12 protein-coding genes are annotated in these 17553 nt (G+C 42.8%); 6 read left to right on the top strand and 6 right to left on the bottom strand.

The features are described 5' to 3' along the window. The first annotated feature begins 10 nt into the window (after positions 1-10). Complete coding sequence (locus BUC10_RS07985) at positions 11-1051, top strand: aldo/keto reductase (RefSeq protein WP_073178152.1); 1041 nt, start codon at positions 11-13, stop codon at positions 1049-1051. Here BUC10_RS07985 and BUC10_RS07980 read toward each other — a convergent pair whose 3' ends face one another. The 6 genes from BUC10_RS07980 to panC all read right to left on the bottom strand — a co-directional run bounded on the left by BUC10_RS07980 (position 1052) and on the right by panC (position 8109). After that, positions 1052-3217 (bottom strand): pyrroloquinoline quinone-dependent dehydrogenase, encoded by a 2166-nt coding sequence (locus BUC10_RS07980; RefSeq protein WP_073178150.1) that lies wholly within the window; start codon positions 3215-3217, stop codon positions 1052-1054. A 62-nt stretch (positions 3218-3279) separates the two neighbouring features. Then, positions 3280-4641, bottom strand: a complete 1362-nt coding sequence (radA, locus tag BUC10_RS07975) for a DNA repair protein RadA (protein ID WP_073178147.1) — start codon at positions 4639-4641, stop codon at positions 3280-3282. A 120-nt stretch (positions 4642-4761) separates the two neighbouring features. Beyond that, positions 4762-5904 (bottom strand): alpha/beta hydrolase, encoded by a 1143-nt coding sequence (locus BUC10_RS07970; RefSeq protein WP_073178145.1) that lies wholly within the window; start codon positions 5902-5904, stop codon positions 4762-4764. A gap of 24 nt (positions 5905-5928) precedes the next feature. Continuing rightward, positions 5929-6894 carry a lysylphosphatidylglycerol synthase transmembrane domain-containing protein gene (locus BUC10_RS07965; RefSeq protein WP_073178142.1) on the bottom strand — a complete coding sequence of 322 codons (966 nt, stop codon included), beginning with the start codon at positions 6892-6894 and terminating at the stop codon, positions 5929-5931. A gap of 2 nt (positions 6895-6896) precedes the next feature. Next, on the bottom strand, positions 6897-7247 hold the full coding sequence (gene panD / locus BUC10_RS07960; RefSeq protein ID WP_073178140.1) for an aspartate 1-decarboxylase: 351 nt from the start codon (positions 7245-7247) through the stop codon (positions 6897-6899). Positions 7248-7260: 13 nt separating this feature from the next. Beyond that, positions 7261-8109 carry a pantoate--beta-alanine ligase gene (gene panC / locus BUC10_RS07955; RefSeq protein WP_073178137.1) on the bottom strand — a complete coding sequence of 283 codons (849 nt, stop codon included), beginning with the start codon at positions 8107-8109 and terminating at the stop codon, positions 7261-7263. 102 nt (positions 8110-8211) lie between these two features. Between panC and BUC10_RS07950 the strand changes: the two genes are divergently transcribed. From BUC10_RS07950 to atpD, 5 genes are all read left to right on the top strand, one after another. Further along, positions 8212-9021 (top strand): glycogen/starch synthase, encoded by an 810-nt coding sequence (locus BUC10_RS07950; RefSeq protein WP_073178135.1) that lies wholly within the window; start codon positions 8212-8214, stop codon positions 9019-9021. Positions 9022-9026: 5 nt separating this feature from the next. Beyond that, positions 9027-10883, top strand: coding sequence for a DUF4270 domain-containing protein (locus tag BUC10_RS07945; protein WP_073178133.1), 1857 nt, complete (start codon positions 9027-9029; stop codon positions 10881-10883). 112 nt (positions 10884-10995) lie between these two features. Further along, positions 10996-12843 carry a glutamine--fructose-6-phosphate transaminase (isomerizing) gene (gene glmS, locus BUC10_RS07940; protein ID WP_073178131.1) on the top strand — a complete coding sequence of 616 codons (1848 nt, stop codon included), beginning with the start codon at positions 10996-10998 and terminating at the stop codon, positions 12841-12843. A gap of 209 nt (positions 12844-13052) precedes the next feature. Further along, positions 13053-15815: a TonB-dependent receptor gene (locus BUC10_RS07935; protein ID WP_073178129.1), complete on the top strand. Its 2763-nt coding sequence runs from the start codon at positions 13053-13055 to the stop codon at positions 15813-15815. Positions 15816-15977: 162 nt separating this feature from the next. Then, a complete protein-coding gene (gene atpD, locus BUC10_RS07930; protein WP_073178126.1) occupies positions 15978-17486 on the top strand; it encodes a F0F1 ATP synthase subunit beta in 1509 nt (502 codons plus the stop codon). Positions 17487-17553 lie beyond the last annotated feature (67 nt).

The raw sequence follows: 17553 nt of genomic DNA, 5'->3' as shown, positions 1-17553 counted from the left end.
AAAATTGTTTATGAAATATACCAGACTTCCACATACCGACATTAAAGTCAGTAAAATCTGTTTGGGCACTATGACTTGGGGGCGTCAGAACTCTGAGGAGGAAGGACATGAACAGATGGATTACGCTTTGGACCAGGGCATTAATTTCTTTGATACGGCTGAGTTGTATCCAGTTCCGGCAAAAAAGGAACTTTACGCTGTGACCGAAGAATTTATTGGGAATTGGTTCAAGAAAACCGGAAATCGCGATAAGGTGGTATTGGCCACCAAGATTGCAGGGCGAGCAGAATTCACAAAACACATTAGGACTACTGGTTTTAGCAAGGAATCCTTGATCAAGGCGGTAGAAGGAAGTCTTCAGCGGTTGCAAACCGATTATATCGATCTATACCAATTGCATTGGCCGGAGCGGAACACAAATTATTTTGGCCAACGTGGATTTAATTCACATGTAGTTGATGCATGGCATGATAATATTCATCAGGTCTTGGAAACCCTTCGCGATTTAGTAGCTGAGGGAAAAATAAGACATGTGGGATTGTCTAATGAAAGTCCCTGGGGGGCCATGCGATTTTTAGAGGAAAGCAAGGTCCATCAAAGCTTGCCACGGATGCTGACCATTCAGAATCCTTATAATCTGCTCAATCGACTTTTTGAAGTAGGGCTTTCAGAGATTTCTATACGGGAGAACATCGGTTTGCTTCCGTACTCGCCTTTAGGCTTTGGGGTCTTGAGTGGAAAATACCTTACCGAAATCCCACCTCGAAAGGCAAGGGTAACGCTATTTCCAAATTACAATAGATATAGTGGGGATACGGCAACCGAAGCCACCAGAAGGTACCAGCAATTGGCTACGGACCATGGATTGAGCCTCGCTCAAATGGCTTTGGCCTTTGTGAATACCAGACCTTTTGTGACGAGCAATATCATTGGTGCTACTACCATGGAACAACTCAAGGAAAATATTGAAAGTATCGATGTTGATCTTTCAGGTGAGGTTTTGGATGGGATTGAGGAGATCCACAATGCTATTCCTAATCCAGCTCCTTAGCTAATCGTCTAAAAAATAGGCCCGATATTCATCACCAGAGGGGGTGCCCATTTTACCACCTCCGCAGGCAATGACAAGGTATTGTTTACCATCTGCCTGATAGGTCGCCGGTGTGGCGTAACCACCAGAAGGCAATTGGTCTTCCCATAGCTGCTCTCCTGATTTCATATTAAAAGCTCTGATTTTTTCATCTTTGGTAGCTGCGATAAACAAAACTCCTCCCGTCGTAATTACGGGACCACCATAGTTTTCGGTTCCGGAAACAGGGATGTTTGGATCGTTAAGTTTTTCCTCATGGCCCAACGGGACTTGCCATAAGTATTCACCGGTGTTGAGGTCAAGTGCATTCAACGTACCCCATGGAGGTTTCACCACAGGAAACCCCCTGTTATCTTTAAAGCGTCCAAAACCAGCTACGGCGTAGGGGACATCCAAGTCTGTTTTTTCTACTCGGTGGTCCTTGGCCTTCTCCAATCCGGTTAGATAAGCGGATAATGCAGCTATCTCATTGTCATCCAAGTTGGGCATTCCAGGCATTGCTCCTTTTCCATTTTTAATAACGGAGGCAACAGAGTCTGAGTCCATTCGCATTTTTACATTTTGAAGTTCTGGGATAGCGCCCAGACCTTGAAGATTTCCACCGTGGCATCGGGCGCAGTGAATCTGTGCCAGTGACTCGCCCAAACTTCCGCCATTTTCTCCATCGTTGGAAATAGCCTTCATTTTTACAATCCAGGCCATTTCATTGGAGTTTACATAAAGGACACCGTCCCTTGGGTCCAAGGCGGCCCCGCCCCATTCTGCACCACCATCCGCTCCGGGATAGAGCATAACCCCGGTGGTGTCAATTGGAATAAACTGCCCCAAGGAGGTCACAGTTCTGAATTTTTCCAAGACGGTCGGACCATTTTCCTGTATTTTTTTGTCTACCAGATCATCCACAAAGGCCTTTCGGTTTGGATCGTATAAATCTGTTTCCCTTAAAATTTGCCGAGCAAAGGGTTTTGGTTTGGTAGGAAGCGGCTGTGTGGCAAAAGCTTCATCACCCATCAAGGTGGAAGGAGGATATGCTTTTTCCTCTATCGGAAATAGGGGTTCGCCCGTAAGTCGATTAAAAACAAAAACATGTCCGCTTTTGGTAATCTGGGCCACTGCTGGAATGGTCTTTCCATCCCTCTGAACTTCTAGAAGATTGGGAGGAGCGGGTAGGTCACGATCCCATAGATCGTGGTGCACCATTTGAAAATGCCACAATCGTTCTCCGGTCTCAGCGTCCAAGGCCAACAAGGAATTGGCAAAAAGGTTGGAGCCGATTCTATCACCTCCGTACCAGTCAAAAGCGGCGGACCCAGTTGGAATATATACAATTCCTCTTTCTAAATCGATAGCCATTCCGGCCCAACTATTGGCTCCGCCAACTGTTTTGTAGGCTTCTTTAGGCCAAGTGTCATAGCCATACTCACTAGGTTGTGGAATGGTATGAAAGGTCCATGCGATTTCACCTGTTACCACATTGTAGGCACGAATATGACCGGGAGAGGAACCAGGTCCTTCGCCAACCCGCGTACCTTGGATCAAGAGGTTATTATAAATTGCACCAGGTGTATTTGAAACCACAGAAAGTCGCATGGGGTCCCTTCCCAAACCTTCCCTTAGGTCGATACTCCCACCAATACCAAATGAGGAAATGGCTTTGCCATCATCAGGGTTTACTGCATACAACTTAGAGCCAGAGCTGAAAAAGATACGGGACGGATGCTCACCATCGGAAGGCCAATAACTTAAACCTCTACTCAACCCCAATCCTGAATTGTCTTTAACGTTGGGCAGAAATTTCCAAACTTCTCTTCCTGTTGCTGCATCAACCGCAAAGAGTTCTACCGCCGCGTTTACACCAAGCAGCATTCCATCAACGATTAAGGGGTTTGTTTGGATTTGGGAGGTTCGCCCTTCTTGTAAACCTCCACTGGAATAGGTCCATGCAAGTTTTAGATTTTTGACGTTTAGCGTGTCAATTTCATCAAGATTGGAGAAATGGGTGCGTTCTGGATCACCCAAGTAATGTTGCCAGGTAGTGAATTGGGATTCGGAACCCCTGGGGTTGTCATCTTGGCATGAACCAAGAACCAAGGCCATTACCGGGAGTAGATATTTTAAGGGTTTCATAAGTTGGTTTTCCTAAATATAGAAAGATAAATTCTGGAAAACCAATAGGGTATGTTTTTGAGTTACCCAAAAAGATTGCTGATGACATCTTCAATTTTGGAGACCAATTGAACCTGTATCCCTGTATTTTTCAAGCCAATTTTGTTGCTCTTGGAAACGAAGATGCGATTAAAGCCCAGCTTTTCTGCTTCAAGGATACGACGGTCTACCCGTTGCACGGGACGAACTTCCCCGGCCAATCCAATTTCGGCAGCGAAACACACCCCTTTTTCAATGGGAATGTCCGCATTACTGGAAAGAATAGCGGCCAATACGGCAAGGTCAATCGCAGGGTCGTCCACAGAAATCCCACCTGTTATGTTCAGGAAAACATCCTTTGCAGCCAATTTAAATCCAGCTCTTTTTTCAAGCACTGCCAATAGCATGTTCAGACGTTTAGCATTAAAGCCGGTGGCCGAACGTTGCGGTGTACCGTAGACCGCGGTGCTCACCAGGGCTTGGATTTCTATGAGCAAGGGCCGCATGCCTTCCACGGTTGCAGCAATGGCGGTTCCGCTGAGGTCTTCCTCGTTTTTAGAGATCAAAACTTCCGAAGGATTGTTCACCTCCCGTAATCCGCTGCCCTGCATCTCATAAATCCCAAGTTCGGCGGTGGAGCCAAATCTGTTTTTTAAGGATCTAAGAATGCGATAAACGTAGTTACGGTCTCCTTCAAATTGCAGTACGGTATCTACCATATGCTCCAAGATTTTTGGCCCGGCAATGGTTCCGTCCTTGGTAATATGTCCCACCAAAATCACTGGTGTGTTGGTTTCCTTAGCGAATTTGATCAACTCGGCTGTACATTCACGAATTTGGGAAATGCTTCCAGCGGCAGATTCAATATAGTCGGTATGCAGGGTTTGGATGGAATCAATGACGACCAAGTCGGGCTCAACACTTGAGATATGTTGGAAAATGTTCTGTGTTTTGGTTTCCGTAAGGATGAAACAGGTCTCGCTATTAGGGTGAATGCGCTCTGCACGCATTTTAATCTGCTTCTGGCTTTCCTCACCTGAAACATAGAGCGTTTTATACTGAAGTTTTAGGGCAATTTGAAGCAAGAGGGTGCTTTTTCCAATACCAGGTTCTCCTCCTAGCAGAATCAAAGAGCCTGGGACAATACCACCGCCCAATACCCGGTTAAACTCCAAATCCTTGGCATCTAAACGGATTTCCTTTTCGTTGGTGATTTCGGAAAGTTTTAAGGGCCTTGAAGTTCTTTTTGAAGGTGAGTTATCCGATTTCCAACTCTTTTTTTCCTCTTTCTGGACGATTTCCTCCACAATGGTATTCCATTGTTTACATGAGGAACACTGTCCTACCCATTTGGGGTATTGTGCGCCACAGTTTTGACAAAAGAATGCAGTCTTGGTTTTGGCCATTCGTTACTAAAGAAGAGCTCAAAGATATGGAATATGATGCATGGATTTTAGAATGGTTTCATTAATTGAATACCAAGAATCTAGCTCGAACCAAAACCAAAAAGCCAATAAATAGGAAATCTAATAACCAAAATCCGCTTTAAGGGCATCAATTTTTTCTAGGGCCATGTCCTTGGTCAAAAAATCGATTTCCTCCATCTGGAATGCCTTTTCAAAGGTTTTGAATGCTTTCTTGGGCTCACCTAATTCTTCATAATACTCCCCTTCAAAATAGAAACCCATCATGGCATCTGGATATTGTTTTTTGCAGATTTCGGACAAAGGTTTTAACGACTCAAAATCATCTTTCTTTAAACAGGCTGCATATATGGCCATGATATCATTGAGCTCTACAGGTTTTCTGAAGCCCAACAAACTTTCGATCATATCATAACGATCTTCCAAATATTTGATTACGGGTTCATCAGAAGTTAAGATTTCCGTTTTGTATTCCTTTGGGCTAATGGGCCTAAAAATTTTAAAAACATTGTCGAAGGCCTTACTGATTCCATAAGCTGCAATGGAGACATGATCGGCATTGTCGTACTCGTCAAAGAAGTAATGCAAACTCTCCTTATCAATGGATTTTATGGCGTTGTTCATCTGAAGAATACGTTGACGGTCTTCTGTTTTTTCCTTTTCCAAAACCACATTATAGAAGATTTCCTGTTTCAAATCGGATAGTCTAGAGGGTACCCGGCTCTCCATTTCTGTTGCAAGCACAGGGGAGATGGACAGATAGGAATTGAACAAAGAACGGTCCTTGAACAGAAAATAGTTTCCAAAGTTGGCGGTGATATCGTAACCGATAAACATTTTAAATGGGGCGATGTTGTAACTGATTTCGAGATAGGGAATCAGTTCTGTTCCCAAAAACTCATAAAACTTGGCACCCTTTTCTGTGGGAAGGCCATTGGTCTGTTCAAAATCACAGTCCTCCCATCGCAAGTCATTTTCAAACTGGTGTATACCAACAATAATGGCTTCCGGCATGCGCTGGTGCTCACTATAGAACTTGGCGTTGGCCACCACCAAATCGAAAAGGTATTCCGCATCGAGAACGACCAATAATGGATATTTTTTTTCTTCGGAATAGTCTTCCGGGAAGTAGTAGGAAACTCCTCTGCGCTCTTGAAGCTTAAAGGATTCAAAGATCTCTGTTTTTACCTGTGCGGTCAAATTGAAGCACAGCAGGCCTATCAAAATGAAGAGCCAATTTTTCATGGGAATTGAATTAATGGTAGGGGTTTACCGATTTCTATTCAATAACGGCAACACAATAAAGGATATTGTGCCAAATACGACCACCATTAAGGTCTGGGCCGTCCACATGATCCATCCATAGGCATCCCCAGAGGTTTTACTTATACCATATACGGATAAAGCCGCGGTGACAACTATAGGGAAAAGGCCCAAGCCACCATTGGTTGTGGCCATGGCGAAGGCACCGGCGACAAAGGCTACCAAAAATGCCCCTAACGGGAGTTCTGTTGTTTCGGGTACCGTAAATTTGATGACCCAGAACATCCCAATATAGCAAGCCCAGATAAAAAAGGTGTGGAAAATAAAAGCCCCTCGACGCTTCATTTTAAAAATGCTCATCACCCCATCCAAAAGCCCGTTTAGAAACTTCTTTATTTTTAGGGCAAGGCTCGAGGTCGATTTTTTAATGAGTCGGATTGCTATAACGAGTCCGACCACGCCCGCCAAAAGTAAGACCAAAGAGCCTACGAGTCCGATACCATTTTCTTCCAGTATGCCCAAAATCACATCGGTTTGTACCAAAAGTGCCACGGTTATGACCAGTAATAGCATGATTACATCTATGATTCTTTCCGTAACGATGGTGCCAAAACCTTTCTCGAAGGGGACCTTTTCGTAGGTGTTAAGAGCAGTGGCTCTCAGGATTTCCCCAGAGCGAAGCACCAAGGTGTTGGCAAAGTAGCTAGTAAGGATAATGAGGATGTTGTTGATCAATTTTGGACGATATCCCATAGGCTCCAAAAGGTAGTTCCACCGTACAGCTCTGGAAACATGACTTAGAATACCAATAAAAATGGACAGAAAGACCCAGATAGGATTTGCACTTTTAATGGCCTCAAAAATCCTGGCACGATCCTCTGGAGTGGTGGAAGTATAGGAATAGTATACCAGCCCCAATCCTATTAGGATGGGAATGGCAATTTTTAGAAACTTTTTAAGGGATGAGCCCAAAACTAGTTTAACATATTGGTTTCCTCATTGGGGAACACCAATGCCGGATTAAAGGATTTTGCCTCTTCAATATTCATCCAAGCGTAAGTGATAAGAATAAGTACATCGCCCACCGCAACTTTGCGGGCAGCCGCTCCATTGAGTGTTAGCTCTCCGGAACCTCTAGGTCCGGGAATGGCATAGGTTTCCAATCGTTCCCCATTATTGTTGTTCACGATTTGAACCTTTTCACCTCGAATGATGTTCGCGGCATCCATAAGGTCTTCATCAATGGTAATGCTTCCTATATAGTTCAGGTCTGCCCCTGTGACTTTTACCCTGTGGATTTTAGATTTTACTACTTCAACTTGCATGGTGCAAAATTAACTAATTCAGTCTTAGATTGTCTATCAAACGAACGTCCTCAGCATAAACGGCTATGAACGCCCTATATTTTTTGTTTGCCTGCTTTTCTTGTATTGGTGCTAAAGTGGTTTCCTCGGAAATTTCAAAATACTCTAGCTCCAACAGTTCATTTTGAGCAAATTGGACGGTTACCCAATCCTTAATATCCTTAGCACTTTCCGTGCCAAATTTAGATTTGGCAGCTTGGAGGGTTGAATAGATGAAACCGGCCTCCATTCTTGTCGCTTTTGACAGGCGTTCATTACGGGAACTCATGGCCAGTCCATGAGGTTCACGTTCTATGGGACAACCTATAATTTGGGTTGAAAGTTGTTTTAATTCCACCATTTTGCGGATGATCTGCAGCTGCTGAAAATCTTTTTCCCCAAAATAGGCTTTGTCGGGAGCGACAGTTTTTAGAAAAAGTTCAACAATGGTACCGACTCCGTCAAAATGCCCGGATCTGAACTTACCTTCCATAACCGCATCCAATCCATCAAACCCATAACTTTCGGAAATCAAGTTATCGCCATAGATCTCTTCCACCGAAGGTGTGAACACCACTATTTCAGGATTGACCGTTTTCAACAATTGAATATCCTGTGCCAAATTTCTGGGATATTTGGCCAGATCATCCTTTTTATCAAATTGTGTGGGGTTCACAAATATGCTTACCACTATAGTATCGCTTTGTTTGGAAGCTGCTTTTACCAATGATAAGTGGCCATTGTGCAAGGCACCCATTGTAGGGACCAAACCAACGGTATGGTTTTTGCTTCTTTCTTTTTGCAGAAAGGATTTAAGTTCCTTTTTAGTGTCAAATACGGGCATGGCGTAGTTCAAAAGCGTGCAAAAATACTATAAATACTACTAATCAGCATAATTTTTGTACTTTTGCAGCTACGTTTTTCGGATAAGCAAAAGAAAGTGTTTATGAATGGCAAAAAGATATTGTTTGTATCTTCAGAATTAGTACCCTACCTCCCAGAGAATCCAGTTTCCTTAATGTCTTATGAAGCACCCAGAATGGTCAACAGTAATGGGGGGCAGATTCGTATTTTCATGCCCAGATATGGGAACATAAATGAAAGAAGGCATCAATTGCATGAGGTAATTCGTTTGTCCGGAATGAATCTTGTGATCAATGACATGGACATGCCGTTGATTATAAAGGTAGCTTCCATTCCAAGAGAAAGAATTCAGGTCTATTTCATAGATAATGAAGAATATTTTAAGCGAAAAGCTACATTTACCGATGCCGAAGGAAATCTATTTCCAGATAATGACGAAAGGGCCATCTTTTTTGCCAAAGGCGTGGTGGAAACCGTTAAGAAATTGAACTGGTCCCCTGATATTATCCATGTACACGGCTGGATGGCTTCCTTACTTCCTCTTTACCTAAGGAAGTACTATGCCGATGAGCCCTTGTTTGCCGATAGCAAAATTGTGACCTCGGTCTACAACAAAGGATATGACGGACAGTTGGATGGTGAAATGATTAATAAAATTGCATTTGATGGTATTGAAACTGAGAGTGTTTCATCACTTTCCACTCCCGACTATAATAATTTGTTAAAAGTTGCAGTAGATTATTCCGATGCGGTTATTTTAGCCTCGGAAGAGATATCGGAGGAGTTGAAGAACCACATTACCAATCTTTCCAAACCCGTGCTCCCTTACGTCTCGCTTCAAGAGGCGGAAGAGGCGTACACAAATTTCTATAAGACAGAAGTTTTAAAATAAATTGCATGAAATTTTTAAGGATTTTCAAAGTTTCGGCCTTGGTTGGAGCTTTATTTTTTTTAATCACGTCCTGTGAAGAGGAATTAGGCACCATTGGAGAGGGTGTTGTGGCCGGAGAACCCTTTACCAATGGTAAGGTGGAGTATGATGTATTTGCATTTAACAAAGGAATATCCGCAGTTCAGACCAATAGATTACCCTTATACCAATTAGGAACATTTGATGATCCGGTCTATGGCAGAAGGGTTGCCAGAATAGTGTCTCAGGTATCTTTACCGGGAGGGGGTACCAATCCCACCTTTGGAGATTCGTCCCAAGCAGTTGAGGATAATGCTGATAATGATGATTCTGAAAGTACCATACCTGAAAATGAGACCGTCAAGGAAGTTTATTTGTACATTCCTTTTCAGTTACCACCAAGCTCTTTAAAGGATAGTGACGGGGATGGAGTGGATGATCTCTTTGATGCAGATTCAGGTGATCCAAGTTCCGACTCGGATGGTGATGGTGTAAGTGATAATCAAGAACGTATTAATGGTTCTAACCCCCTTGATCCAGATGACGATGGAACTGGGGATGATTTCATATCCAATTCCTTTGCTAGGCGATTTGACCTTGATAGTATTTGGGGGCCAGGCCTTGTGATTGAAAAACCTATGATAGAGGGTAGTTTTGACCTAAGAGTGGAGCGTTCCACATTCTTTCTAAGGGATTTGGATCCAAACGCAAATTTTGAAGAGGCCCAAGAATATTTTTCAGACCAAGATTTTTCTGGGTTTACTTCTGATGTATTCTATGATTCCCAAAATCCTGAGGAAGGCCCGGTGATGTTTGATAATTTGGAACACGTGTTTGAGTTTGAAGATGATCCGGAAACGGAAACTGATGAATCAGAGATGATTGATGCCAGTAGAACTTTGGCGCCCGGTATTCGAATTGCGTTGAGAACTGAATTTTTTCAAGAAATATTGGATAAGGAGGGACAATCTGAATTGTTGAGCCTTGCTAACTTTAGAGATTATTTCAGGGGCATCCAATTGACCATGCCTGAGGATTCACAATTAATGTTCTTGTTTGACCTTACGCAGGCAAACATTACCATTACCTATGATTTCCAGGATTATAACACTACAGATGAAGCTGTTGAAACTGTGGAGCGTAGCGTGGTGATGAATTTGATAACGGCTGACAACAATGGAAATATTCTTGGTAACGCGGTCAATACCTTTGAAGATGCGCCCTTTGTCGGAGAGGTGCTAAATGCTCTGGACAGTGAAGATCCTGCAAACAGGATTTATACAAAAGGCGGAACCAGAACCTTTACTGAACTCCGCTTATTTGAGGAGACGGTTAATGGGGGAGCGGATATCATCAATCAGATTAAACAGAACAATTGGATTATCAATGAGGCCAATTTGGTCTTTTATATCGATCAGGCCACCGTTGGAAGTTCAGCTATTGACCCTCCGAGGATTTATGTATACAATGCGGAAACCGATTTGGCTATTTTCGACCCCGCAAATGAAAGAGGGGAAACCAATGAACCTTTGGGGAGATTTCTGGATTTCGATGGGATACTTCAGAAGGAATCTGGACGTGGAGTAAGCTACAAGGTTAGGATAACGGATCATATCAATAATATTATTGTCAGGGATTCCACAAACGCAACATTGGGACTTACCCTGACATCCAATATTGTGGATGGACGGGTCCAGGATGCAATGAGCACTGCTATGGGTCAGATAGAAATTCCGATTATGTCTACCATTAACCCTTTGGGAACCGTGCTTTATGGTAATGGGGATGATGTTCCAGAGGACAAGCGATTAAAACTGGAGATTTTCTTCACAGAGGCCAATTAGCATACCATTCATAGATTTTTTTCGTTGTATAGCGGTAGAGACTTCCTACTTTATCTAAATGGGAGTTAAATTTACAGCCAAACACTATCATTAATTTGTAAATACTGGTCTTATGTGTGGAATTGTGGGATATATTGGACATAGAGACGCTTATCCAATTATAATAAAAGGACTACAGCGACTTGAATATCGTGGTTATGATAGCGCAGGAATTGTGCTCTTTGATGGCGAGGATACCCACCTGTCCAAAACCAAAGGAAAAGTGGAAGACCTTAAAAGAAAAAGTAAGGCCACAATCGATACGAACGGAAAACTCGGTTTGGGACATACCCGCTGGGCAACACACGGGGTGCCAAATGACGTAAACTCGCATCCGCACTATTCCAACTCTGGAGACCTGGTAATTATACATAACGGAATCATTGAGAATTATGAGTCCATTAAAAAAGCGTTGATCGAACGTGGTTACACTTTTGAGTCGGATACCGATACAGAGGTGTTGGTGAACCTTATTGAAGAAGTCAAAAAGAAAGAAGGTGTAAAGTTGGGTCAAGCTGTTCAAATTGCATTGAACCAAGTGGTTGGTGCATACGCTATTGCCGTTTTTGACAAGAACAAACCAGACGAAATTGTAGTAGCTAAACTTGGAAGCCCCTTGGCAATAGGAATAGGGGAGAACGAATATTTCATCGCATCTGATGCATCTCCATTTATCGAGTTTACCAATAATGCGGTATATCTGGAAGATGAAGAAATGGCGATTATTAGAATTGGTAAAGAGATCAAGCTTCGCAAAATAAAGGATGATGCCATCGCCTACCCTAATATTTTGGAACTTCAAATGAACCTTGAAGAAATTGAAAAGGGAGGTTATGAGCATTTTATGCTCAAGGAGATTTACGAACAACCTAGAGCCATTTTGGATACCTACCGAGGACGGCTTTTGGCTGATCAGGGTATTATAAAAATGGCCGGGATAGATCAGCACTTGGAGAAATTCCTTAATGCGAACCGAATTATCATTGTGGCCTGTGGAACCTCATGGCATGCCGGATTGGTAGCTGAATATATTTTTGAGGATTTGGCAAGAATCCCGGTTGAAGTGGAGTATGCCTCTGAGTTCCGATATAGAAACCCTGTCATTACAGAAAACGACGTGCTCATAGCCATCTCTCAATCCGGAGAGACCGCAGATACCCTTGCGGCCATAAAACTGGCAAAGGAGAAAGGAGCATTTGTCTTCGGGGTATGTAATGTGGTAGGATCTTCGATTGCTAGAGAAACCCATGCTGGGGCCTATACCCATGCTGGCCCGGAAATTGGAGTTGCCTCAACCAAAGCATTTACTACCCAGATTACCGTTCTTACTTTGGTGGCTTTAAAATTGGCCCATGAAAAAGGTGTTTTTTCGGAATCGAAGTACCATGAAATTTTAACCGAATTGGAGAGTATCCCGGCTAAGGTTGAAAAGTCCTTGGAATCCAATGAACTTGTTGAGCAGATTTCCGAAATCTATAAGGATTCTTCAAATTGCCTTTATTTGGGCAGGGGATACAACTTCCCGGTAGCTTTGGAAGGTGCCTTGAAACTAAAGGAAATCAGCTACATTCATGCAGAAGGATATCCGGCTGCCGAAATGAAGCACGGTCCCATTGCCTTGATTGATGAGCAAATGCCAGTTGTGGTCATTGCTACCAAAAAAGGACACTATGAAAAGGTGGTAAGTAATATTCAGGAAATCAAATCCAGAAGCGGAAGAATCATTGCCATTGTCACCGAAGGTGATGTTCAGGTAAAAGAACTTGCCGACCATGTTATTGAGGTGCCCGAGGTATCCGAAAGTTTAAGTCCGTTGCTTACAACCATACCGCTTCAGCTACTGTCATACCACATCGCTGTAATGAGAGGTTGCAATGTGGATCAGCCACGGAACCTGGCCAAATCGGTTACCGTAGAGTGACCTGGTGAAATCCATAATTCTTTAAAATCCCTTCTTTTTTTAGCAGTTTTTTTGTTAAAATGGTAGATATATATGCCATTTTTTAGCAAAAAATTACTATGCATGCATAATTTTTTTTGATTTTATCGAAATCAAATGAAAAAAAATGTATCTTCCGCCCTCAATACTTTACGTACTTTTAAAACTAATTTAACTCAAATTATAAGCTGATGAAAAGATTAATAATCCTTTCCCTGATGTTGTTTGGAGCCGCTTCCTATGCCCAAACCACTGTGCAGGGAAAAGTAGTTGATGAAAACAATGAACCTATTCCAGGAGCCAATGTGGTCTTGGTAGGAAAAGCAGAGGGAACCACTACGGATTTTGATGGAAATTTCACCTTTAATACCTCCGAAGAACCCCCTTTTCAGCTTCGTTTTACCGCTATCGGATTTGCAGAAATTGTATCCAGTGTAACTTCTAACAACCAAACGTTGGCTGTTACAATGACAGAAGCCTCTACCATCTTGGATGAGATTGTGATATCGGCCTCCAGAACCCCGGAACGGATATTTGAATCTCCTGTTTCCGTGGAACGTTTCGGTTTAAAGGAAATTAAAAACACCACGGCCGAATCATTCTATGGTGGCCTACAGAATTTAAAAGGAGTTGACATCAACACCAACAGTTTAACTTTTCAATCCATTAATACAAGGGGTTTTGCAACCTTTGCCAATAATAGGTTCTTGCAATTGGTGGACGGAATGGACAATTCCGCCCCAGGTCTGAATTTTGTTTTGGGGAACTTGGTGGGTATGTCGGAATTGGAAGTACAGAGCGTTGAAATCCTTCCAGGTGCCTCTTCCGCCCTTTATGGAGCTGGTGCATTTAATGGTATTTTGTTCATGCAGAGTAAGAGTCCGTTCGATTTTCAAGGGATTAGTGCCTATGGAAAAACTGGGATAACTTCGCAGGAAGCAGCTGGGGACAACAATTATTATGATTTTGGGATTCGCGTGGCCCACGCCTTAAGCGATAAATTGGCAATTAAAGCCAACCTTTCATTCTTGAAAGGTGAGGATTGGCATGCAGTAAATACATTGGATCTTTCTAATTTGGGTGCAGATAGAACAGATCCAAACTACAATGGTCTAAACATCTATGGTGATGAGGTTACCACCCTTTTGAATTTTGATGCGGCCGCTGGATTGCCAACCGGAACTGTTGGAACAGCCAATGTCTCTAGAACAGGTTACGCAGAAAGTGATTTGGTGGATTATAATGCAGAAAGTGTGAAAACTGATTTCTCTGTCTATTATAGACCTTTCGCAGACGATTTTGAAATCATTTACAACGGAAGGGTTGGACGTGGTAACACCATTTATCAAGGGGCCAATAGATATAGCGTAAAGAATTTTATTCTTCAGCAGCACAAATTGGAGTTTAGAAACAAGAACTTTTTCCTAAGAGGATACATCACGACAGAAAACTCTGGAGATTCCTATGATACGCGTTTTACCGCAATTAATGTAAACCGAAGATGGAAATCGGATACACAATGGTTCACGGAATATGCTGGAACTTATATACCGACCTATTTGGGAGGGATTCAGCAAGGTGGGTTGACGCCAGAGCAGGCTTCAACCGCGGCGCATGCCGCTGCAAGACAAGCTGCTGATACGGGTAGACTTGTTCCTGGAACACCAGCCTTCCAAAGTGCGTTTAATCAAGTAATCAACGATGGTGATTTATCAACTGGAGCTAAATTTATTGACAATACCAAATTTAGACACGTAAACGGTAACTACAATCTGGCCCATCTTATAGACGATTGGGCAGATATTCAAGTTGGTGGTTCGTTTAGAGAGTATGAACTGAATTCTGGGGGAACAATTTTTACCGATTTCGATGGTCCCATCAAATACAATGAATATGGTGCCTACGTACAACTTCAAAAGAAGTTCATGGACGATCGGTTCAAATTTACCGGATCTGGAAGATATGACAAGAATGAGTTCTTCGATGGGTTTGTTTCTCCACGGGTAGCACTTTCTTATACAGCAGGCGAAAATAGAAATCACAATTTCCGTGTTTCGGCTCAGCAAGGTTTTAGAAACCCAACGACCCAAGATTTGTTTATTGGTCTGAATGCGGGTTCAGCTATTTTAGTGGGTTCTGCGCCAGCGAACTTGGATCGGGATGTTAGGACATTTAATGTTTCTCAAAGTGGACAGGATCTTATAGGACAATCTACTGTGGATATTGTTGGTAGAGCAGCATATGAAAACGCATATTCATTGAATTCTGTTTTGAGCGGGGCTCCGGAAGTGGCGAATACTTCGATTATCAAGCCTGAGGAAATTACCACCTTTGAAGGAGGTTATCGTGGGCAAATAGGCAAGTTTACCGTGGACATGAGCGGATACTACAATAGATATAAGGACTTCATTGCAACCGTAACGGTTTTGGTGCCTTTCTACGGTACTGCGGGTGATAATGCTCTTTCCTTACTGGCATTGCAAAATGGCGATAGACAACCGTATCAAACCTATACCAATTCTTCAGCTGATATCAACTCTTGGGGTGGTACTATAGGAGTGGATACCAAAATCTTTGGAAATTTTGATTTGGGTGTAAACTATACCTATGCTGAATTGGATTTTGATAAGGAACGATTCCCTGATTTTGAAACCAATTTCAACACACCAAAGCATAGGGTGAAAGCCTCCTTTGGTAATACAGAGTTGTTCAAGAATTTCGGATTCAACGTAAACTACAGATGGAGTGATGCCTTTTTCTGGGAGGCCACCTTTGCTGATGGAGATGTTCCTTCCTTTACGGTTTTGGATGCCCAAATCAATTATGCGGTACCAAGTATAAAGTCGGTATTCAAGGCAGGCGGTTCAAACCTTTTGGCTGAAGAATATTTCCAAGCCATAGGAACCGGAAACGTTGGTTCAATCTACTATGTCTCGTGGACAATTAATCCATAAGAGCACCTAAGAAATAAGATAAAGGGCACCGGTAAAAACGGTGCCCTTTTTGTTGCTAAAAAAAGCGGTTTTTAAGTTTTCGTTTAAAATGTAATAGTATATCTTTGCAGCCGGAAAAAAAGCAGTTTTTTCCTTCGTATTCAATTAAAAATAAACACAGTAATGTCTAAAGTTACAGGTAAGGTTGCCCAAATTATTGGCCCGGTCATTGATGTTGAGTTTGAGTCGGGAACAGAGATCCCAAAAATTTATGATTCCCTAGAGATTGCTAAATCAGATGGTACTAAATTGGTTCTTGAGGTGCAGTCGCACATTGGAGAGAACACGGTTCGTACCATTTCCATGGATTCAACAGATGGTTTGAGCAGGGGGGTCGAGGCCCATGCTACCGGTAGTGCTATTCAAATGCCGATAGGTGAGGATGTATATGGTCGACTTTTCAACGTAATTGGAGATGCTATTGATGGTTTGGAGAACCTTCCCAAAGAAGGTGACAATGGACTTCCAATCCACAGGGAAGCTCCTAAATTTGAAGATTTATCCACTTCTACCGAAGTGCTTTTTACAGGAATCAAGGTAATTGACCTTATCGAACCTTACGCAAAAGGTGGTAAGATTGGATTGTTCGGTGGTGCTGGAGTTGGTAAAACCGTATTGATTCAGGAATTGATCAACAACATTGCAAAAGGTCACGGTGGTCTATCTGTATTTGCCGGTGTAGGGGAAAGAACTCGTGAAGGAAACGATTTGCTTCGTGAGATGTTGGAATCTGGGATTATCAAGTACGGTGACGATTTCTTGCACTCCATGGAAGAAGGTGGATGGGATTTGACCAAGGTTGACAAAAAGGCCATGAAAGAGTCCAAGGCAACTTTTGTTTTTGGACAGATGAACGAACCTCCTGGTGCACGTGCACGTGTTGCCCTTTCAGGATTGACAATTGCAGAGTATTTCCGTGATGGTGCTGGAGACGGACAAGGGAAAGATGTACTGTTCTTCGTAGATAATATCTTCCGATTTACACAAGCTGGCTCCGAGGTATCTGCCCTATTGGGTCGTATGCCTTCTGCGGTAGGTTACCAACCTACTTTGGCAACAGAGATGGGTGCTATGCAGGAAAGGATTACATCAACCAAAAGAGGATCTATTACATCTGTACAGGCAGTTTACGTTCCTGCGGATGACTTAACGGATCCTGCCCCTGCAACTACATTTGCCCACTTGGATGCAACAACGGTGCTTTCCCGTAAAATTGCTGAGCTTGGGATTTATCCAGCGGTGGATCCATTGGATTCGACCTCTAGGATTTTGACTCCAGAGGTTTTAGGTAAAGATCATTACGAATGTGCGCAACGCGTTAAGGAGTTGCTTCAACGATACAAGGAACTTCAAGATATTATTGCCATCCTTGGTATGGAAGAGCTTTCAGAAGAGGACAAGTTGGCTGTTGGTAGGGCAAGAAGGGTACAACGTTTCCTTTCCCAACCTTTCCACGTAGCGGAGCAGTTTACAGGTATTCCAGGGGTATTGGTAGATATCAAGGATACCATCAAAGGATTTAACATGATTATGGATGGTGAATTGGATCACCTTCCCGAATCTGCCTTTAACCTAAAGGGAAGTATTCAGGACGCTATTGAGGCCGGAGAGAAAATGTTGGCTGAAGCATAAATAAGTTAAGGGTTAGGAATGTAAAGTTCAGAGTTTACTAAAATCTGAAATGTATCGCTCGTAACTC

Origin of the sequence: Flagellimonas flava (genome assembly GCF_900129665.1) — a bacterium.
In the GTDB taxonomy this organism is placed as follows: domain Bacteria; phylum Bacteroidota; class Bacteroidia; order Flavobacteriales; family Flavobacteriaceae; genus Flagellimonas; species Flagellimonas flava.
This window is presented reverse-complemented; position numbering and strand designations above follow the sequence as displayed.